Raw genomic sequence first — 18662 nt, 5'->3', positions numbered from 1 at the left:
GTTATTCCATTCCTTTTTTTGTCATACTTTCTTTCAATTTCTCATGTTCTTCTTTTAATTTTATGTAATCGTGTATGACGTTTACCGCCGTCAATACCGCTAGTCTACTCGTGTCAAGCGAAGGATTCTTGGCATTGAGTTCGCGCATTTTATCATCCACAATCGCTGCTACCATGCGGATATGACTTGTACTTTCATCGCCAACAACTGAATATTGCTGACCATAGATTTCTACATTAATTCGACTTTTCTTTCCCTTTTGTTGTGACAACTCACCGGCCTCCAATCACGTACAGAATCCTAAAGTTTATCATACCATGAACCTTCATAATATGGAAACAGAAAGAACAATCCGATATGATAAAAATAACAATATAAAAAAAGGGGCGACCATTATGTCAAATTCTATCGTAATTCAAACAAATTCTACAGTAATTGAAGACATGAAACAACAATATAAACATTCGCTTAGCCCGAAAACTCCGCAAGGCGGGATCTTCATGGCAAAGGTACCATCTTGCACGATTACAGCGTATAAATCTGGAAAAGTAATGTTCCAAGGAGGCCGCGCTGAAGCAGAAGCTTCTCGTTGGCAAACTGTCTCTCAAACACCGAAAACAGCTGCAAAAAAATCTGTTGATTCACACCGTTATGCACCGCCTGCTTCCATCGGTACAATGTCTATTGTAGGGTCTGATGAAGTTGGTACTGGTGATTTCTTCGGACCGATGACAGTCGTTGCTGTATATGTGGATGCAAAGCAAATTCCACTACTAAAAGAACTTGGTGTAAAAGACTCTAAAAACTTAAATGACGATCAAATTACTGCCATTGCGAAACAACTTCTACACGTTGTTCCTTATAGCTCTCTTGTCCTTCATAACGAAAAATATAACGAGCTATTTGATAAAGGAAACAACCAAGGTAAGTTAAAAGCTTTACTACACAATAAAGCTATTACAAACTTATTAGCTAAAATGGCACCTACAAAACCTGAAGGCGTCTTAATCGATCAATTCACACAACCTGATACATACTATAAATATTTAGCAAAACAAAAACAGGTACAGCGTGAAAATGTTTACTTCGCTACGAAAGGTGAAAGTGTTCATTTAGCTGTTGCCGCCGCTTCCATTTTAGCTCGCTACTCATTCGTAAAACAGTTTGACGAACTAAGTAAAAAAGCTGGTATGCCACTTCCAAAAGGTGCTGGTAAACAAGTTGATATCGCTGCTGCTAAATTAATTCAAAAGCTTGGTAAAGAACGATTACCTGAGTTTGTGAAACTGCATTTCGCTAATACGGAGAAGGCGCTTCGCTTATTAAAATAGTATCGACAAAAACAGGAGCCTACAAACTCCTGTTTTTTGTTTCACCCTACTATTGTCCTTATAGTTTTGTTATAATTATAATATACAGATTATTCTAACATAGGAGGAGATTCCCATTACTACTTCTACAAATGATTCTAAATATTTTACTAGGTGATCCACATGAAAGACAGTTCGAAATTAGGGAAAACATTCAGCTACTAAGTGAACAACGAGAGTTCAACGATTTAATAGAGCGTTATGGTCGATCTTTTTTATTAAACTTTCGGATCCGCAGGTTTATCGGGAAACACGATGCCCGCTTGTTAATACATAATCCAGCAAAACTACAACACTTCTGTGAGGAACTTGAATGTATGATTAGAAAAAGGAGGTTTTTCATATGAACGCTGTAAAAATAAAAACGGTACTTTATGCTTTCGTACACATCGTAGGTCCTCTTTCTTACTTCACTATTTCTACCATTTGGGGAGCTTTTTTCACTACTAAATCTACATTTGAAAATATATCTGATAATCTTGGCGTGATGGCCATCTATTACGTGTTCATAAGTTTACTGTGGTTTTTCTATTTCAATCGATTAGACAAAGATGTCGATAACATTACAAAAGAAATTAACGATAAGAAGATGTAATACATGAAAAAAGGAGAGTCGCCAAGACTCTCCTTTTTTATGTTAGCTTCGTTTCTGCTTCTTATTTGATGAAGGTACTTTATGTGAACCTGTTTCATGCGTCGTCGTTCCTTGTCCTTCTACTTCTGGAGAACCAAGGCTTGACCTTGAATGATCTTTTTTCACTTTTTTACTCATTTATATTCACCCCTTCGCGTTACTTTTTGCTACGGGGTCATAAACTATGCAAACAAAAAAGCGAGAGGAAACCCTCTCGCTTTTTCATATCTTAAAACTCAGAAGAACCTGGAGTTCTTGGGAATGGAATTACGTCACGGATGTTAGCCATACCAGTGATGTACATTAGGAAGCGCTCGAAACCTAGACCGAATCCAGCGTGTTTTGTACCGCCGTATTTTCTAAGTTCTAAGTACCACCAGTAGTCCTCTTCGTTCATACCTAATTCTTTAATTCTGTCTACTAAAACGTCCATTCTTTCTTCACGTTGACTTCCGCCGATTAATTCGCCGATGCCAGGAACTAGAAGGTCAGTAGCAGCTACTGTTTTTCCATCTTCATTCATACGCATGTAGAACGCTTTAATGTCTTTCGGGTAGTCAGTTACGAATACAGGGCGTTTGAAGATTTCTTCTGATAAGTATCTTTCATGCTCTGTTTGTAAGTCAATACCCCATTCTACTGGGTATTTGAAGTCAGCACCTGATTCTTGAAGTACTTTAATTGCTTCTGTATATGTGATGCGACCGAAGTCAGAGTTAATCACGTTGTTCATACGCTCTAGAACTGTTTTATCAACGAAACTGTTGAAGAAGTCCATTTCTTCTGGTGCATGCTCTAATACATATTTCATTGCATATTTCAGCATATCTTCTGTAAGATCCATTACATCGCCTAACTCAGCGAATGCAATCTCAGGCTCAACCATCCAGAACTCAGCAGCGTGGCGAGTTGTGTTTGAGTTTTCCGCACGGAATGTAGGTCCGAATGTATATACATCACGGAATGCTAATGCATACGCTTCAGCGTTCAGCTGTCCACTTACTGTTAAGTTTGTTTCTTTACCGAAGAAGTCTTTTGATTCATCAACTTGTCCGTCTTCACCTTTTGGTACGTTGTTTAAATCTTGTGTTGTTACGCGGAACATTTCGCCAGCACCTTCTGTATCACTACCAGTGATGATTGGTGTGTGAACATGTACAAATCCACGCTCTTGGAAGAACTGGTGAATCGCAAATGCTGCGATAGAACGTACGCGGAACGTTGCAGAGAATGCATTTGTTCTTGGACGTAAGTGAGCGATTGTACGTAAGTATTCAAACGTATGACGCTTCTTTTGAAGTGGGTAATCAGAATCTGATAAGCCCTCGATATCAATTTTTTCTGCTTTAATTTCAAATGGTTGCTTCGCCCCAGGCGTTGCAATTACTTTACCTTCTACTTTCACTGAAGAGCTAAGTGGAAGCTTTGCAATTTCTTTAAAGTTCTCTAATTCTGTATCGAAAACGATTTGAACGCTTTTGAAGAAGCTACCGTCGTTTAATTCGATGAAACCAAATGCTTTTGAATCACGTAAGTTACGAATCCACCCTGATACTTGTACTGTTTGACCTGCATACTTTTCTGTATCTCTATACAGACTTTTTACTAATGTGTTTTCCATAGTGAAATTCTCCTTTGCTGATATATTTAAATACAAAAAAACCTTTCATCCATAAAGGGACGAAAGGTTAAACTTCGCGGTACCACCCAATTTGTCATAAAGACCAACTTTAACTCGTATGTAATACATACTTCCCGGTTTGTAACAGGCCGGATTCCCGTCTAAGTCTACTCTTGAATACAAGATTCAATTTCGGTTAGCAACTCCAAGGTGTTCTTCACATATACCGCCTCATCAGGCTCTCACCGCCCCTGACTCGCTTTGGATTATAGTATATACTACTTTTCCTTATCATCGTCTTTCATTTTGTTAAACTAAAATTAATGTACTACATTCGAGAGAAAGATGCAAGATGCCAGAAAATATATAAGCGATTTTTGTAATATATCGACTTACCGACATCTTTCGACGATTGTGCAATAAAAAAATTGCCGGAATGAATCCGGCAATTTTCTAATTACTTACGTAACTCCGCACCAAATTTCTCTTCTACCGTTGTTAATACACGGTTATGTGCTTCTGTTACTTCTTCGTCTGTTAACGTACGTTCTGCATCGAAGTAAGTCATAGAGAATGCAAGTGATTTCTTGCCTTCTTCCATTTTTTCACCTTCGTATAAGTCGAATAGTGTTACGTCTTTCAGAAGTTCTCCGCCAGCTTCAGCAATGACTTGCTTCATTTCACCAGCTTTTGTTTCTTTTGTTACTACAACAGCCATGTCACGTGTCATAGATGGGAAACGCGGAATTGCTGAGTAGTAAGTTTCTTCAGCGTCTGCACCGAATACTTTTACAAGAGATAGTTCAAATACGAATGTATTTTTCACATCTAATTGTTTTTCTGCTTCTGGGTGCAATTGACCGATGAAACCAATTACTTCGCCATCTAATACGATGTCAGCTGTACGGCCTGGGTGCATACCTTCACGTTTTGCTGGTGCATATGTGATTTGGTTTGAAACGCCAAGTACGTCAAATAGTCCTTCTAGTACACCTTTCATAACGAAGAAGTCTACTACTTTCTTCTCACCTTGCCATGCATGGTGAAGGGCAAGACCTGTCATAACACCTGCAAGGTGTTGTTCTTCTTTCGGAAGTTCTCCTGCTTCTGTTGGTAAGAAGATAGAACCTACTTCGTATAAAGCAACGCTGTCGTTTTTACGAGCAACATTGTATGAAACTGCTTCTAGCAATTGTGGCACTAAGCTTAAACGAAGTTGGCTACGCTCTTCGCTCATTGGAAGCGCAAGGTTTACAGGTGCTTTTTCGTTTGGCTCAACCATGTATTGTTTCGCTTTGTCAGCGCTTGTTAATGAATACGTGATTGCTTCATATAAACCAGCACCCTCTAAGAAGCGACGTACTTTACGACGTTTCGTTTGTGCTGATGTTAATTTACCACGAGTCATCGTTCCAGAAGGTAATGTAACTGGAATGTGGTCATAACCGTATAGACGGCCCACTTCTTCTACTAAGTCTTCTGAAATTGTAATATCAGGACGACGTGCTGGTACATTTACATGGAATGTTCCTTCTACTTCTGTGAATGGGAATTTCAAGTTTGTAAACATTGTACCCATTTCACTCGCAGAAATATTTGTACCTAATACACGGTTTACTTTTTCAGCAGTAACAGATACTGTACGCTCTTGTACTTGTAAGTTGTCAGCTTCTACTACACCTTCAAGCGCTTCACCGCCAGCATATTTCGCCATTAAAGTAGCTGCGTGTTGAATTGCTTCAAATGTACGTGTTGGATCGATTCCTTTTTCGAAACGTGCACTTGATTCACTACGAAGACCTAAGTCTTTTGATGTACGACGCACTGTTTGACCTGCAAAGTATGCAGACTCAATTAGAACGTTTACTGTCTCATTTGTAACTTCAGAATCCGCTCCGCCCATTACACCAGCAACAGCTAAAGCTTTTGTTCTGTTTGTAATTACAAGGTGGTGGCTTTGTAATGTACGCTCTTGATCATCTAACGTTTCAATTTTTTCGCCTTCTTTTGCAAGACGAACAACGATTTCTTTTGAACCTAATTTATCGTAATCGAATGCATGTAACGGTTGACCGTATTCCATTAAAATGTAGTTTGTAATATCAACTACGTTGCTAATTGGACGAATGCCAGCTGCCATAAGGCGAGTTTGCATCCACATTGGTGATGGACCAATCTTTACGTTTTTAACCATTTTTACAATGTATAATGGGTTTTCTTCTTTCGCTTCTACACTTACAGAAATATAATCAGAAGTTTTTTCTGCTATTTCTTGTAATTCGATAGCTGGAAGTTTTACTTCTCGCCCGTAAATAGCAGCCACTTCATATGCAACACCTAACATGTTTAAGCAATCTGCACGGTTTGGTGTTAAACCAAGCTCAAGTACTTCATCGTGTAAGTTTAAAATTTCAAGTGCATCTGCACCAACTTCAGCGTCACTTGGGAAGATGAAGATACCATCTGCATATTCTTTTGAAACTAACTTTCCATCAATGCCAAGCTCTTGAAGAGCACAAACCATACCGTGAGAAGCTTCACCACGTAGTTTTGCTTTTTTAATTTTGAAGTTACCAGGAAGTACAGCACCAACTTTTGCAACTGGTACTTTTAAACCTTTTGCAATATTAGCAGCTCCACAAATAATTTGAACTGGCTCTTCTTCACCGATATCGATTAAGCATTTGCTTAATTTATCAGCTTCTGGGTGTTTTTCACATTCTAATACGTGACCAACTACAACACCTTTTACACCTTTATTTAATACTTCAACGCCTTCTACTTCAATACCACTTTTCGTGATTTTGTCTGCTAGTTCTTGTGCTGTTACATCTTTAATATCTACATACTCTTGTAACCAACGATATGATACGAACATATTTATCCTCTCCTTCCCTTACGCTCGTTTGAATTGTTGTAAGAAACGTACATCATTTGTATAGAAATGACGAATGTCATCTACGCCGTATTTCAACATTGCGATACGCTCTGCGCCCATACCGAATGCGAAACCTTGATATTCTTTTGAATCATAACCAGCCATTTCAAGTACGTTCGGGTGAACCATACCTGCGCCTAAAATTTCAATCCAGCCAGTTCCTTTACAAGTGCCGCAACCTTTGCCATGACACATCATACAAGAAATATCCATCTCTACAGATGGCTCTGTGAATGGGAAGAAACTTGGACGAAGACGGATTTCACGATCTTCACCGAACATCTTTTTCACGAATACTTGCAGTGTACCTTTTAAGTCACTCATACGAATGTTTTTATCAATTACAAGACCTTCAATTTGCATGAACTGATGTGAATGCGTCGCATCATCATCATCGCGGCGATACACTTTACCAGGACAGATAATTTTGATTGGGCCTTTTTCTTTATTATTTTCCATCGTACGTGCTTGCACAGAAGATGTATGTGTACGTAGTAACGTTTCTTCTGTAATGTAGAATGTATCTTGCATGTCACGTGCTGGGTGATCTTTCGGTAAGTTTAGTGCTTCGAAGTTGTAGTAGTCTTTTTCTACTTCTGTTCCTTCAGCTACTTCATAACCCATACCGATGAATACATCTTCAATTTGTTCAACAACAGCTGTTAACGGATGGTGACAACCTGTTTCAACAGGACGACCTGGTAATGTAACATCAATTGTTTCCGTAGCTAATTTCGCTTCAATTACTGCTTTTTCTAAGTTACCAATTTTGTCTTCTAGACGCGTTTGAATCGCTTCACGTACTTCATTTACTAATGCTCCCATACGTGGACGCTCTTCTGCTGATAATTTTCCCATGCCGCGTAATACTTCTGTAATTGGACCTTTTTTTCCTAAATACGCTACGCGTACGTCGTTTAAGCCCTTTAGCTCTTTCGCTTCTTCAATAAGCTCTAACGCTTTTTGCTTTAGCTCTTTTAAACGTGCTTCCATTTTGGAACCCTCCTAATTTTAAAAATAAAAAAACCTCGCTCCCAAAAAGGGACGAGGTAAATTCGCGGTACCACCCTAAATTGACAGAACAAGTCTGCCCACTCATTAGTTATAACGATCAATTCTGACCGGAACGCCTTTACATATACATGGTCCTGGCGTCAACTCCAGAGGTGAATTCACTTCCGTCTACCATAAGAATGCTTTCAGTCTACGGCATTCTCTCCCTATATGGCGATTTTGTAAGCTACTCTTCTCTATCAACGTTTTTCGTTATTTAACTTTTAATATAATGTACTTCAACTTATTATAAGAAGTTTTTTATTTGTTCGCAACCGGGCTTTGCAAATAATACGTTAAAATCCCTGCTGCAACCGCAACATTTAATGATTCTGCCCCGCCGTAAATCGGAATATACAAGTTTTGATCCGTTTTTGCAAGAATTTCTTGGCGTACGCCATTTCCTTCATTTCCAACAATTAATGCAAAACTTCCGGCCGGCGTTACTTCACCATACGGAACTCCATTTTCAAGAGCTGTTCCATATACAGGAACGTTATTTTCTTTTAACTTATCTACCCATTCTTCTAAGTTCCCTTTTACAACTGGTAAGTGGAAAATAGAGCCTTGTGTAGAGCGGAGTACTTTACTATTGTAAACATCAACACAACCTTCTCCAAGCACAACGGCGTGAATACCAGCTGCATCAGCTGTACGAATAATTGTTCCTAAATTACCTGGGTCTTGCAGGCCATCTAATAAAAGGAATTTCCCATCAGTAAGAGCTACTTCTTTCTCATGCTTCTCACAAACAGCAAATACACCTTGCGTCGTTTCTGTTTCACGAAGTATTTTTACAATCGCCTCAGGCACGATATACATTTCCACATCATTAACTGTCCAATCTTTCGGAAGGTCTGTCTGATCTGAAACGATAAGTTCTGTTACAATTCCTGCCTTCAGAGCTTCCTCGACTAAGTGAAATCCTTCTACAAAAAATAAACCTTTTTTATCGCGTTCTTTTTTCGTTTGCAGCTTTTTCCACTGCTTTACACGCGGATTTTGTACTGAATCAATGTTTTTCATAATATGTATTTCCCTCTCTTCTTGTCTTATCATTATAGCCTATTTTTCATACATATTTACATAAAAAAGAACAAAAACTAACGTCAGTTTCAATTCTGAAGAAGAGGTGAAAGCAATGAGTTTTAATTTACGCGGTGCCGTATTAGCGAATGTATCTGGTAATTCACAAGATCAATTACAAGAAACAATTGTCGATGCAATTCAAAGCGGTGAAGAAAAAATGCTTCCAGGTCTTGGCGTTTTATTTGAAGTCATTTGGAAAAACGCTGATGAAAATGAAAAGCACGAAATGTTAGAAACACTAGAGCAAGGATTAAAAAAATAAGCAATTTGAAAATCACCTTCGCATAAGCTAAGGTGATTTTTTTACGAAAAAAATTTTTCTTCTCCTAAACATTTCTACTTTACTAACGAACTATGATGGAGTACAATGTTCAAAATACATTTAAACCGATCGATTTTTCTTCGTATACATCATTAGATAAAAGGAGTGAATGTTTTATGCACCGTATTACGCTTGAACAAGTTTTTAAACATCACATTACACAAAAATACGTAAACCGTTCTGGAATGGTCCACGCGATCGCTGTCGCTTACCATGCGTTTCACCTAGCCAAAAAGCATCACGCCTCAGTCGATGCTGCGACAAAAGCCGGTTTCCTTCATGATATCGGACATCATACGTGGTACACAGGCGGCGAATGGGACTATGACTTATATAAAAAGAATGATATCCATGCAATTAAAGGTGCTGAAAGAGCACATAAATTGCTTATTAGATTGGGAGAACATCCAAAACTAGCAAAAGAAATTTCTATCGCAATTCTTCTTCATACAGATTCTTTCTTAGTAGAACAAGAAATTGAAAGAACATCTCTTCAAAACATTATTAAATGGGCAGACGAAGCAGATGAAGAACCAGGCGGAGCTCATCATTATAGAACGATTTCTTATGAAAAAGCACTTAAAGCTATTCAGCAATTAGATCGATTGGTAGAGCGTGAATTGCAAATAGAGCAAGCAAAATTGAATAACAAGGCAGAACATAGTTATCAATGAGAAAGAGGCATCACTACAGGGTGATACCTCTTTTATTATTTTATGGAAAATAAACCTTTATCCCGCATTAACGGGCAGTAAGACCCCCACCTCGAAATTCAGCAAAGACGAGGAAGTTAGGTGGGGAATCAACTGCCCGTAAAAGCCCGATTGGTGAGGGCTGATAATCAGTGGGGGATGAACCTCCCCAATGATTAAAGTTTCACTTTATATGTAATATTTAAATGTTACATTCAAAAACATTTTACTTTATAATTAAATATACAAATATAAAAGAGGTGATTTTACAAATGCAACCCGCTACACAGCTTTCTAATGAACAAAAACACTCGATGTCATGGGGACAATTTATTAGCTCTGTTTTATTCGCCTTTTTTGGAACTGGACTTATTACTGTGTTCCTCGCAATGCCATTAACAATTTATACAGCAGGTCTTACAGATAAAAAACAAGTTGCCCTGTATGAATCTATTGCAAATACTGCAAGTACCGTATTACAACTAGCTGTATTGTTATTCTTCATTTTTAAATTCGAACCCGCAAAAAAATTACTACTAAAATCTTTTAACTTTAAAACACTGAAAGAATGGCGCACATACGTATACTTACTTCTTTTCTTCGTTATCAACATCATACTCAATTACATCTTGTTAAATTATGTGTTCCAAGACGCAACAAAGCAGCAATCTTCCGCACTAAGCTTAGACGTCTTTAAGCAATATCAAATATTATTACTTCTCAGCTTTGCAATACTCACACCCATTTTTGAAGAACTTATTTTCCGTGGTTTTATACTTCGCTTCTTCTCAGAACGCTTTCCATTTTGGATTGCAGCCATCGTAACAAGTTTCTTCTTCGGTATCGCTCATACATACTCACTTGGGGTAATGGTAATTACTTTCTTTATGGGATTATTAATGGCCATTTTATGTAAAAAAACAAAGTCCATTATTCCAGCTATGTTATTTCATATTATGAATAACATGTTGGCATTCTTGAGTTAAAAAGAGGTATCATCGCGATACCTCTCTTTACTCTTTTATCATAACTTCAAACTCTTTTGCGGTTAGCGTTTTTGATAATCCGTATCGTTATTACCCATTTCCTTCAATTTATATATACTCATTAATAATATCCAAAATAAACCTCATGTAGTAAAATATAACTTAATTCACATAAAGGAGTTTACATATGTTCAGTATTATTTGGATGCTTTTCACGCCACTTCTCTTACTATGCGGGATTGCTGGTGGTATTTTTTTAATAGTAACAGGAATTAAATATCGGAAATTACTCGTTGGTTTAATGGGGCTACTTAGCCTATCCTTTGTCACACTACCTTTTGTTTTTTTAAGTATAGGAATTAATATGGATACAATCTTCCCCATTCCAACTGCTCTTTACTGGACCCTATTTTCTTTAACTGGATTATTAGCTGGATTAAGTGGATTACAAGCAAAGATTAAAAGTATCCGTAATATGGGATTCATTATTTTTATCGCTGGTATATTAGGAGTTATCTTCTGGTTACTCATGACTGTGGGTGATTCATACTATATATAATATTTTTTGAAACTCACAAATCGGAGGTAACACAGAAGTGTTCGGAATATTAACTTGGATGATTTTAACTCTTACTTTAATGGTATGCGAATTCATCGTTGGCATTTTTTTAATTATTTTTGGTATTAAATGTCGTAAATCACTTACCATTATAGCTGGTTTCATTAGCATATCGCTTATCGTTGTTCCTATCGTTTGTATAGGTTCTGGAATAGATTTAGAGGGGATGATTCCAATTTCAGGAACTTTATATTGGGGTCTCTTCTCTTTAGCTGGACTATTAGCTATTATAAGCGGCAGACAAATATCAAGTATTCGTGCTATGGGAACAATTTTGTTTATAACAGGGCTGTGCTCCGTAGCTGGTTACCAGCTTTTATATTTAACTGCATAAAGAACACAAAAAAGCAGGGAATTTAATTCCCTGCTTTTTTATTTGGTTTATTGCCTGATGGTAAGAAGAACGATAACACCCAAGCAATCCCTGCGAGTATCGTTGCAATTAAGAAGGCATCGTTAATACCGTTAATTGCAGATAGCTTTGAAATTTGTCCATATAATAGTTGTGTGCTCATCGCGTCTCCTGCTTGAGCTGATCCAGCTAAGGCCGCTAAACTTTGCCCCATGCCGTGTATTTTATCAACTAAAATTGGGTTTGATGTTGTTAACATGTTGCCGTAATCTGCTACGTGAGCAGTCGTTTGTTGCGTCATAAGTGTGATTAAAATCGCTGTTCCGATTGAACCAGCTACTTGTCTTGACGTATTTTGCGTTGCTGTACCGTGAGAAATTAATTTCATCGGTAGCGCGTTCATACCAGCTGTCATAATTGGCATCATAATGAATGACATACCAATTGAACGTATAATATAATCCGTCATAATAACGCTATACGGTGTATCCATCGATAATTTTGTAAATTCATATGTCGCATACGTCGTAATTGCCAATCCAATTATCGCTAATGGACGAATGCCATATTTATCGAATAATTTACCCGCTACTGGTCCCATGATCCCCATAATTAATGATCCTGGAAGAAGTAGTAAACCAGATTCAATTGGCGTAAAGCCACGAATGTTTTGCAGATATACTGGAAGCAATAACATACCTCCGAATAATGCCATCGTAACGATTGCGTTAATTACTAAAGTAAAAGTAAATACTGGATATTTAAATACTTGTAAATCAAGCATTTTATTGTCCGTTGTTAACTCTCTCCAAATAAATAACGCTAAACCAATTACACCGATAACAAGTGAAATAATGACTTCTGCACTAGTCCAACTATTATTTCCAGCTTCACTAAATCCGTACAATAAGCTTCCTAGTCCAATACTTGAACTAACCACACCGAATATATCTAATTTCGTTTTAGACACTGGCTGAGCTAGTGTAAAGAATTTTAAAGATAGGAACGTAATAATTAAACCAATAATAAACATCGCATAGAACATTAAGTTCCAGCTATAGTTTTCAATCACCCAACCTGTTACAGTTGGTCCGATAGCTGGCGCTAAAATCATCGCTACACCTAGTAATCCCATCGCCGCTCCGCGTTTATGAGGCGGGAATAACGTCATAAAGATATTCATACCAACCGGCATTAAAATACCCGCACCAACTGCTTGAATTACGCGACCTGTCATCATCATTGTAAAGTTTCCTGAAGTAGCACAAATGATAGATCCTACCGTGAAGAATAACATTGCTGCTACGAATAATTTACGATACGTAAATCGTGAAACTAAAAAGGCACTAATCGGTACTAAAATACCATTTACAAGCATGAAGCCTGTAATTAACCATTGTGCTGTTGAAGTTGATACATTAAATTCATTCATTAACGGAGGTAATGCAACGTTAATGATTGTTTGGTTTAAAATAGAAACGAACATGCCGAGAATTAATACAGCTACAACTGCTTTTACGTTCACATTCTCTACAGGCATAGACATTTGTTTTTTCGGCACTTCTTTTTCTTGTTTTACTTCTTCTTGCTTTCCTGTTTCTAACTCAACTACATTAGAAATTTCCGATTCTTGCTTTCGTTCAATTTCTTTCTCTTCTGTTTCAACTTTACTTACTTCTATTTTACTTACGGCTGGGACTTGTTCTTCTCCCATTTTCGTTTTTTTCTTTCGTAAAAGACGATTTACAAGGAAGAAGACGATTATACAAAATAGTGCATATCCTGCAATTACAATTGAGGACATCTCATCTCCCCCTTACTTATGAATACGAACTGTCACATTCATGCCAGGAACAATATTTACTGATTTGCTATGATCTAAAGAAATTTTAACTGGTACTACTTGTGTTACTTTCGTATAGTTCGCTGTTGCGTTGCTTGATGGCAACATAGAGAATGTATTCGCTGTTGTTAAGCCAACTTGTTCTACTTTTCCTGTTAACGTTGTATCTGGGTATGCATCTACATACACATCTACATCTTGACCTTTTTGAACATCATCAACATCTGTTTCTTCAATGTTTGCTGTTACCCATAAATTGTTCATATCAAATGCATAAGCAATCGGGCTACCTGCTCCAACGAAAGCATTTGTTGTTGCGTTTGATTGTACAACTGTTGCATTTTGTGGAATTGTTACATCTACTGTTTGTTCTCCATTAGCTGCCGCTACAGTAACAGTACCTAATTTATCGTTCTCATTATAATTTTTTCCTACTTCAGCTTTCCAGTCAGTTAGTTTACCTGCTACTGGTGAAGCAACCGGAATTACCTTTCCATCAATCTTTGCATTGTCTGTTTTTAAGTAATTTTCCGTTTGATTGTAATAGTAATAACCGCCAATACCGCCGCCAACTAGTACAATTAATGTGATAATGTTGATAATTACCATTCTTCGAAACTGATTCATTGCATTCCTCTCCTTATATCGCATATAATTTTTTTCTAAACTATTTATGTCCTTATTGTTTAGATTGTTTAATTGTTAATTATATTAACCTTTTAACAAAAAAATCACACCATCTGCAGCGTAAATCGAAATTTATCTACCTGCGAGCGGTGCTGATTTCTGAAGGACTATCGTTTATAATTATAAATAATTATTTTGAATCTACAACCGACAATTTACGTATGAAATGTCGTTTAAACAACAATATAATACCAATATGTTGTTTAAGTACAGAAAATTAAACGAGGGGAAATAAAAATGTCTATTAAAAATACAAATGATCCACGTGTAAAACGGACGAGACAACTCATACAGGATGCTTTTGTCGCTTTAGTAGGCGAAAAAGGTTTTGAAAATGTTACTGTTCAACATATTGCAGAACGCGCTCCTGTAAACCGCGCTACATTTTATAGCCATTACCACGATAAATATGACTTACTAGACAAAAGCATTGAAGAAATGTTAGAAAAGCTAACTGAAGTAATTAAACCGAGAAATAGAAATAAAGAAGATTTCCAACTAACATTTGATTCGCCACATCCAAGTTTTTTGGCCTTGTTCGAACATATTGCAGAAAACACTAACTTCTATAACGTCATGCTTGGTGATAAAGCTGCCGGAAACTATACGTATAAGATGATGAAAGCAATTCAAACGCATTTAACATTAAGCCTCTCTATTTCACAACCTAACGATGAAAAACTAATGGTTCCACGCGATATTCTCATTAGTTATGTTACTGGTGCCCATCTAGGGATGATTATGTCATGGCTTAAAAGAGGAATGATATATACCCCGCATTTTATGGCGATGCAATTAACTCGTTTAATTATTTTAGGCGCTCATACTGCAGCGGGATTAGAACGGCCTTTTTAAAACATAAAAAAGCGAAGGAGAATCTCCTTCGCTTTTTCTATTAATTAAATGTAATGTTATGTACAGCCTCTTTATCAAGACGTTTAATAACTTCTACAATTAACTTCACTGCATTTTCATAATCATCACGATGTAACATTGCCGCATGAGAATGGATATAGCGCGTTGCAATTGTAATTGCCATAGAAGGAATACCATTTACAGCAATGTGAATCGCACCCGCATCCGTTCCTCCGCCCGCTACTGAATCATATTGATACGGGATTTGTAATTCATCAGCAACATCAACTACGAAATCACGTAAACCTGTATGTCCAATAACAGAAGCATCATATAAAATGATTTGTGGTCCATCGCCCATTTTACTTTGCGCTTCTTTTGACGTTACACCCGGTGTATCTCCAGCGATACCAACATCTACTGCGAACGCGATATCTGGTTTAATATAATTCGCAGATGTTTTTGCACCACGAAGACCAACTTCTTCTTGTACAGTTCCAACGCCGTATACAACGTTTGGATGCTTTTCATCTTTTAGTTGTTTTAATACGTCAATTGCAATTGCACAACCGATTCGGTTATCCCACGCTTTTGCAAGTAACATTTTTTCATTCTTCATCACTTGGAATTCAAAGTACGGTACAACTTGATCTCCTGGTCGTACGCCCCACTCCATCGCTTCTTCTTGGCTAGAAGCACCGATATCGATGAACATGTCTTTAATTTCAACTGGCTTTTTACGAGCTTCTGGAGGTAAAATGTGCGGTGGTTTTGAACCAATTACACCTGTTACATCTCCTTTACGCGTTACAATCGTCACGCGCTGTGCAAGCATAACTTGTGACCACCAGCCACCAACCGTTTGGAAGCGAAGGAAACCTTTGTCATCGATTTGTGTAATCATAAATCCAACTTCATCTAAATGACCTGCAACCATAATTTTCGGACCGTTTTCTTCCCCTACTTTTTTCGCAACTAAACTCCCTAAATTATCAGTAGAAAGTTCGTCCGCAAACGGCTCGATATATTTCTTCATTACTTCACGTGGTTCACGTTCGTTACCAGCAATACCACGTGCATCCGTTAATTCTTTTAGCATTGTCAATGTCGCGTCTAATTTTGTCATTGCCAACACCCTCCTTTTTCTTCAGTCAATTCATTATACAATAATTAAATTGAAATATTCAAAAATTAAATTAGTATCCTTGTGTTTGACGCTGATGATTTACCTCATTTTTATCTAAATATGCTTTTTCAATCTCTTCTTGCTCAAATTCAAGTGCTTGTCCAAGTCGAAGATAGCTCGTAAATAATTCAATATAGTTTGTAATAGATGGTTGATCTGTAAAACGAATTACTTTCGCATATGTGTCTAAGAAAATTTCCACTTGTGTTTTATTCGTTTGTGCACATTTATAGAATAAGAAGTTTTTATCAATACCTAAATCAATTCCGATTGATAAAATAAAATGCAAACCATCTACGTATTCTTCTAATATTACTTCACGTTCCGAAGCTGGTTTGTTGCTCCAATATTTAAAACAACGTGTTTCATTTGCAAGTTCACCAATTTCTACAAGAAGAGCTAACATTTTTTCTTTTAACAATTTTTTCGGTTGTAAGTCATGTTCTTTTGCAATACGGTCATCTAATTCTTTTTGTAATTTAAATAGTTGTAGTAAGTCCATTCTATTGTCCTCCTCCAACATCGCATTTTACGCAACAATGTTGTTTCATCTCAAAGTTCATTATTATGTTTCAGTTCTTATGAATAAGTCAGCTATCTACCTCTTTATAAAATAGCTTGTCCTTAATTTGCAAATACGTTTCAGTCATCACTCTTAAATTGTTCATCTGATGAAAGTTCCATATCATCTTTCCATTATAGCAGTGTCGTTTCGGCTAGGAAAGATACTCTTCTTTCCAAACGTGCATAATTAAAAAAAGCCAGGAGGATTCTCCTGACTTCATATGTATATTCTTCTATATCACTATAGTTTTTATGTTGATTTTGTCATATCGATAACAACACATCCGTTAATCTTTAGAACTTCAAACTTCTCTCTGAACACAAACAAAAAAACCTTAGAAGAAAATTCTTCTAAGGTTTCAACTAATTAATTAGTTAATGTTGTTTTTTGCAACTGTTGCTAATTCAGCGAAAGCTTTTTCGTCATGAACAGCTAAGTCAGCAAGCATCTTGCGGTTAACTTCGATGCCAGCATTTTTAAGACCGTGCATTAAGCGGCTGTAAGAAAGACCATTCATACGAGCTGCTGCGTTGATACGTGTAATCCATAATTTACGGAAGTCACGTTTCTTTTGACGGCGGTCACGGAATGCATACATTAGAGATTTCATAACCTGTTGGTTAGCAACCTTGAATAATGTATTTTTTGAACCGTAGTAACCTTTTGCTAATTTAATTACTTTTTTACGACGTTGACGAGTAACTGTACCACCTTTTACTCTTGGCATAATATTACCTCCTAATTGTTCTATATATCAGCCGAACTTATTTTAAGTTGTCAAGCATTTGACGAATGCGTTTGAAGTCACCAGCGCTTACTACACCAGCTTTACGTAGTTTACGTTTAGCTTTTGTAGATTTGTTAGCGAATAAATGGCTTGTGTAAGCGTGAGAACGTTTCAGTTTACCTGATCCAGTCTTTTTGAAACGCTTTGCAGCGCCGCGATGAGTTTTTTGTTTAGGCATAGGTATTTCCTCCTCTATCTATTACTTATCGTTTTTCGGTGCTAAAACTAAGAACATACTGCGTCCTTCCATTTTAGGCTTAGATTCAACTGTACTAACTTCAGCACAAGCTTCTGAGAAGCGATCTAAAACACGTTGACCGATTTCTTTATGAGTAATGGCACGTCCTTTAAAGCGAATTGACGCTTTAACCTTGTCGCCTTTCTCTAAAAACTTGATAGCATTACGAAGTTTTGTGTTAAAGTCGTGTTCATCAATTGTTGGACTTAAACGAACTTCTTTCATGCTAATTACTTTTTGATTTTTGCGCTGCTCTTTTTCTTTCTTCTGTTGCTCAAAGCGGAATTTACCGTAGTCCATAATGCGGCATACTGGCGGTTTCGCATTTGGAGCAACTAATACTAAATCAAGATTAAGATTTGCAGCTAAGTCTAAAGCGTCATTACGAGACTTGATTCCAAGTTGATCGCCATTTGCGCCAACTAAACGTACTTCACGTGCACGAATTTGCTCGTTAATCATCATATCCTTGCTAATAGTAAGCCACCTCCAAGGTTTTCTCAGAACATATTTTGTAGTCATAGAACCCGACAAAAAAAGTGCGGGCATACGACACCCACACTTGTAAAATCTTAAGTAAGAAATACATTTACCTGCTAACTGCGAATGCGTCCATCAGGTGAGAAGCGGGTGCTTCTACTTGTTCCACAAAACAATATTCTATTATCCTTGATGAGTTTATCATAGGACATGACGTCTGTCAAGAAGACGCGATGTGTTTTACTAACAACAAGAAATATTGTAACAAACAACTAACATACTTGCAATACTTTTTTATGATAAGTGTTACATGGTTATTTTTTCTAGTTTTTCTCTTTTATATTA

At 37.1% G+C, this 18662-nt stretch carries 22 protein-coding genes and 3 other annotated features; of the genes, 9 read left to right on the top strand and 13 right to left on the bottom strand.

Annotation, left to right across the window (positions count from 1 at the left end):
- Position 1 precedes the first annotated feature (1 nt).
- A complete protein-coding gene (zapA, locus tag H6481_RS13020) occupies positions 2-271 on the bottom strand; it encodes a cell division protein ZapA (RefSeq protein ID WP_000082701.1) in 270 nt (89 codons plus the stop codon).
- A 124-nt stretch (positions 272-395) separates the two neighbouring features.
- Here zapA and rnhC point away from each other — a divergent pair, with 124 nt between their 5' ends.
- From rnhC to H6481_RS13005, 3 genes are all read left to right on the top strand, one after another.
- On the top strand, positions 396-1331 hold the full coding sequence (gene rnhC, locus H6481_RS13015; RefSeq protein ID WP_033695585.1) for a ribonuclease HIII: 936 nt from the start codon (positions 396-398) through the stop codon (positions 1329-1331).
- A gap of 131 nt (positions 1332-1462) precedes the next feature.
- A complete protein-coding gene (locus tag H6481_RS13010; RefSeq protein WP_033659778.1) occupies positions 1463-1717 on the top strand; it encodes a hypothetical protein in 255 nt (84 codons plus the stop codon).
- Entirely contained in the window at positions 1714-1965 is a 252-nt protein-coding gene (locus H6481_RS13005; protein ID WP_182811967.1) for a hypothetical protein, read from the top strand. Before H6481_RS13010 ends, H6481_RS13005 begins: the two co-directional genes overlap by 4 nt.
- 42 nt (positions 1966-2007) lie before the next feature.
- On the opposite strand, the gene H6481_RS13000 is transcribed toward H6481_RS13005, so the two are convergent.
- The 5 genes from H6481_RS13000 to H6481_RS12980 all read right to left on the bottom strand — a co-directional run bounded on the left by H6481_RS13000 (position 2008) and on the right by H6481_RS12980 (position 8675).
- The gene (locus H6481_RS13000; RefSeq protein WP_000039592.1) at positions 2008-2142 is read right to left on the bottom strand and encodes a YuzL family protein; all 135 of its coding nucleotides are present in this window, start codon (positions 2140-2142) and stop codon (positions 2008-2010) included.
- A 91-nt stretch (positions 2143-2233) separates the two neighbouring features.
- Entirely contained in the window at positions 2234-3625 is a 1392-nt protein-coding gene (asnS, locus tag H6481_RS12995; protein ID WP_000432189.1) for an asparagine--tRNA ligase, read from the bottom strand.
- Positions 3626-3677: 52 nt separating this feature from the next.
- Positions 3678-3929 (bottom strand) — a binding site (T-box leader).
- A gap of 153 nt (positions 3930-4082) precedes the next feature.
- Positions 4083-6503, bottom strand: a complete 2421-nt coding sequence (gene pheT / locus H6481_RS12990) for a phenylalanine--tRNA ligase subunit beta (protein WP_182811964.1) — start codon at positions 6501-6503, stop codon at positions 4083-4085.
- A gap of 18 nt (positions 6504-6521) precedes the next feature.
- A complete protein-coding gene (pheS, locus tag H6481_RS12985; RefSeq protein WP_000388220.1) occupies positions 6522-7556 on the bottom strand; it encodes a phenylalanine--tRNA ligase subunit alpha in 1035 nt (344 codons plus the stop codon).
- A 44-nt stretch (positions 7557-7600) separates the two neighbouring features.
- Positions 7601-7829: a binding site (T-box leader), on the bottom strand.
- A gap of 48 nt (positions 7830-7877) precedes the next feature.
- Entirely contained in the window at positions 7878-8675 is a 798-nt protein-coding gene (locus H6481_RS12980; protein ID WP_141544800.1) for an RNA methyltransferase, read from the bottom strand.
- 82 nt (positions 8676-8757) lie between these two features.
- On the opposite strand from H6481_RS12980, the gene sspI reads away from it, so the two are divergent.
- The 5 genes from sspI (at position 8758) to H6481_RS12955 (ending at position 11658) form a co-directional block, all read left to right on the top strand.
- A complete protein-coding gene (gene sspI, locus H6481_RS12975) occupies positions 8758-8967 on the top strand; it encodes a small acid-soluble spore protein SspI (RefSeq protein WP_000009509.1) in 210 nt (69 codons plus the stop codon).
- 176 nt (positions 8968-9143) lie between these two features.
- Complete coding sequence (locus tag H6481_RS12970) at positions 9144-9701, top strand: HD domain-containing protein (protein WP_000554803.1); 558 nt, start codon at positions 9144-9146, stop codon at positions 9699-9701.
- A 290-nt stretch (positions 9702-9991) separates the two neighbouring features.
- A complete protein-coding gene (locus tag H6481_RS12965) occupies positions 9992-10705 on the top strand; it encodes a CPBP family intramembrane glutamic endopeptidase (protein ID WP_001182112.1) in 714 nt (237 codons plus the stop codon).
- A gap of 187 nt (positions 10706-10892) precedes the next feature.
- A complete protein-coding gene (locus H6481_RS12960) occupies positions 10893-11264 on the top strand; it encodes a DNA-binding protein (protein ID WP_182811961.1) in 372 nt (123 codons plus the stop codon).
- Between the two features lie 37 nt (positions 11265-11301).
- The gene (locus H6481_RS12955; RefSeq protein ID WP_098678607.1) at positions 11302-11658 is read left to right on the top strand and encodes an ammonia permease; all 357 of its coding nucleotides are present in this window, start codon (positions 11302-11304) and stop codon (positions 11656-11658) included.
- 22 nt (positions 11659-11680) lie between these two features.
- Here H6481_RS12955 and H6481_RS12950 read toward each other — a convergent pair whose 3' ends face one another.
- Together H6481_RS12950 and H6481_RS12945 are read right to left on the bottom strand one after the other, a co-directional pair.
- On the bottom strand, positions 11681-13480 hold the full coding sequence (locus H6481_RS12950) for a DHA2 family efflux MFS transporter permease subunit (RefSeq protein WP_071731431.1): 1800 nt from the start codon (positions 13478-13480) through the stop codon (positions 11681-11683).
- A gap of 12 nt (positions 13481-13492) precedes the next feature.
- Entirely contained in the window at positions 13493-14146 is a 654-nt protein-coding gene (locus H6481_RS12945) for an HlyD family efflux transporter periplasmic adaptor subunit (protein ID WP_001071419.1), read from the bottom strand.
- 297 nt (positions 14147-14443) lie between these two features.
- On the opposite strand from H6481_RS12945, the gene H6481_RS12940 reads away from it, so the two are divergent.
- Positions 14444-15061 (top strand): TetR/AcrR family transcriptional regulator C-terminal domain-containing protein, encoded by a 618-nt coding sequence (locus H6481_RS12940; RefSeq protein WP_000023672.1) that lies wholly within the window; start codon positions 14444-14446, stop codon positions 15059-15061.
- A 40-nt stretch (positions 15062-15101) separates the two neighbouring features.
- On the opposite strand, the gene H6481_RS12935 is transcribed toward H6481_RS12940, so the two are convergent.
- From H6481_RS12935 to infC, 5 genes are all read right to left on the bottom strand, one after another.
- The gene (locus H6481_RS12935) at positions 15102-16187 is read right to left on the bottom strand and encodes a M42 family metallopeptidase (protein ID WP_000163555.1); all 1086 of its coding nucleotides are present in this window, start codon (positions 16185-16187) and stop codon (positions 15102-15104) included.
- Between the two features lie 70 nt (positions 16188-16257).
- Positions 16258-16749 (bottom strand): dUTP diphosphatase, encoded by a 492-nt coding sequence (locus tag H6481_RS12930; protein WP_000365050.1) that lies wholly within the window; start codon positions 16747-16749, stop codon positions 16258-16260.
- Between the two features lie 433 nt (positions 16750-17182).
- On the bottom strand, positions 17183-17539 hold the full coding sequence (gene rplT, locus H6481_RS12925; RefSeq protein WP_001138362.1) for a 50S ribosomal protein L20: 357 nt from the start codon (positions 17537-17539) through the stop codon (positions 17183-17185).
- A gap of 37 nt (positions 17540-17576) precedes the next feature.
- Positions 17577-17777 carry a 50S ribosomal protein L35 gene (gene rpmI / locus H6481_RS12920; RefSeq protein ID WP_001125945.1) on the bottom strand — a complete coding sequence of 67 codons (201 nt, stop codon included), beginning with the start codon at positions 17775-17777 and terminating at the stop codon, positions 17577-17579.
- 21 nt (positions 17778-17798) lie between these two features.
- Entirely contained in the window at positions 17799-18302 is a 504-nt protein-coding gene (gene infC, locus H6481_RS12915; protein ID WP_000973215.1) for a translation initiation factor IF-3, read from the bottom strand.
- Between the two features lie 62 nt (positions 18303-18364).
- Positions 18365-18485 (bottom strand) — a sequence feature (ribosomal protein L20 leader region).
- Positions 18486-18662 lie beyond the last annotated feature (177 nt).

Origin of the sequence: Bacillus sp. ME78 (assembly GCF_903970865.1) — a bacterium.
In the GTDB taxonomy this organism is placed as follows: Bacteria; Bacillota; Bacilli; order Bacillales; family Bacillaceae_G; genus Bacillus_A; species Bacillus_A cereus.
The sequence above is the reverse complement of the archived record's forward strand: the minus strand, read 5'-3'. Positions and strand labels throughout refer to the sequence as shown.

Bases quoted from the DNA above. Each gene is read 5' to 3' on its own strand.
- rnhC (WP_033695585.1), top strand. From the start codon at position 396: ATGTCAAATTCTATCGTAATTCAAACAAATTCTACAGTAATTGAAGAC.
- H6481_RS13010 (WP_033659778.1), top strand. From the start codon at position 1,463: ATGATTCTAAATATTTTACTAGGTGATCCACATGAAAGACAGTTCGAA.
- H6481_RS13005 (WP_182811967.1), top strand. From the start codon at position 1,714: ATGAACGCTGTAAAAATAAAAACGGTACTTTATGCTTTCGTACACATC.
- H6481_RS13000 (WP_000039592.1), bottom strand. From the start codon at position 2,142: ATGAGTAAAAAAGTGAAAAAAGATCATTCAAGGTCAAGCCTTGGTTCT.
- asnS (WP_000432189.1), bottom strand. From the start codon at position 3,625: ATGGAAAACACATTAGTAAAAAGTCTGTATAGAGATACAGAAAAGTAT.
- pheT (WP_182811964.1), bottom strand. From the start codon at position 6,503: ATGTTCGTATCATATCGTTGGTTACAAGAGTATGTAGATATTAAAGAT.
- pheS (WP_000388220.1), bottom strand. From the start codon at position 7,556: ATGGAAGCACGTTTAAAAGAGCTAAAGCAAAAAGCGTTAGAGCTTATT.
- H6481_RS12980 (WP_141544800.1), bottom strand. From the start codon at position 8,675: ATGATAAGACAAGAAGAGAGGGAAATACATATTATGAAAAACATTGAT.
- sspI (WP_000009509.1), top strand. From the start codon at position 8,758: ATGAGTTTTAATTTACGCGGTGCCGTATTAGCGAATGTATCTGGTAAT.
- H6481_RS12970 (WP_000554803.1), top strand. From the start codon at position 9,144: ATGCACCGTATTACGCTTGAACAAGTTTTTAAACATCACATTACACAA.
- H6481_RS12965 (WP_001182112.1), top strand. From the start codon at position 9,992: ATGCAACCCGCTACACAGCTTTCTAATGAACAAAAACACTCGATGTCA.
- H6481_RS12960 (WP_182811961.1), top strand. From the start codon at position 10,893: ATGTTCAGTATTATTTGGATGCTTTTCACGCCACTTCTCTTACTATGC.
- H6481_RS12950 (WP_071731431.1), bottom strand. From the start codon at position 13,480: ATGTCCTCAATTGTAATTGCAGGATATGCACTATTTTGTATAATCGTC.
- H6481_RS12945 (WP_001071419.1), bottom strand. From the start codon at position 14,146: ATGAATCAGTTTCGAAGAATGGTAATTATCAACATTATCACATTAATT.
- H6481_RS12940 (WP_000023672.1), top strand. From the start codon at position 14,444: ATGTCTATTAAAAATACAAATGATCCACGTGTAAAACGGACGAGACAA.
- H6481_RS12935 (WP_000163555.1), bottom strand. From the start codon at position 16,187: ATGACAAAATTAGACGCGACATTGACAATGCTAAAAGAATTAACGGAT.
- H6481_RS12930 (WP_000365050.1), bottom strand. From the start codon at position 16,749: ATGGACTTACTACAACTATTTAAATTACAAAAAGAATTAGATGACCGT.
- rplT (WP_001138362.1), bottom strand. From the start codon at position 17,539: ATGCCAAGAGTAAAAGGTGGTACAGTTACTCGTCAACGTCGTAAAAAA.
- rpmI (WP_001125945.1), bottom strand. From the start codon at position 17,777: ATGCCTAAACAAAAAACTCATCGCGGCGCTGCAAAGCGTTTCAAAAAG.
- infC (WP_000973215.1), bottom strand. From the start codon at position 18,302: ATGATGATTAACGAGCAAATTCGTGCACGTGAAGTACGTTTAGTTGGC.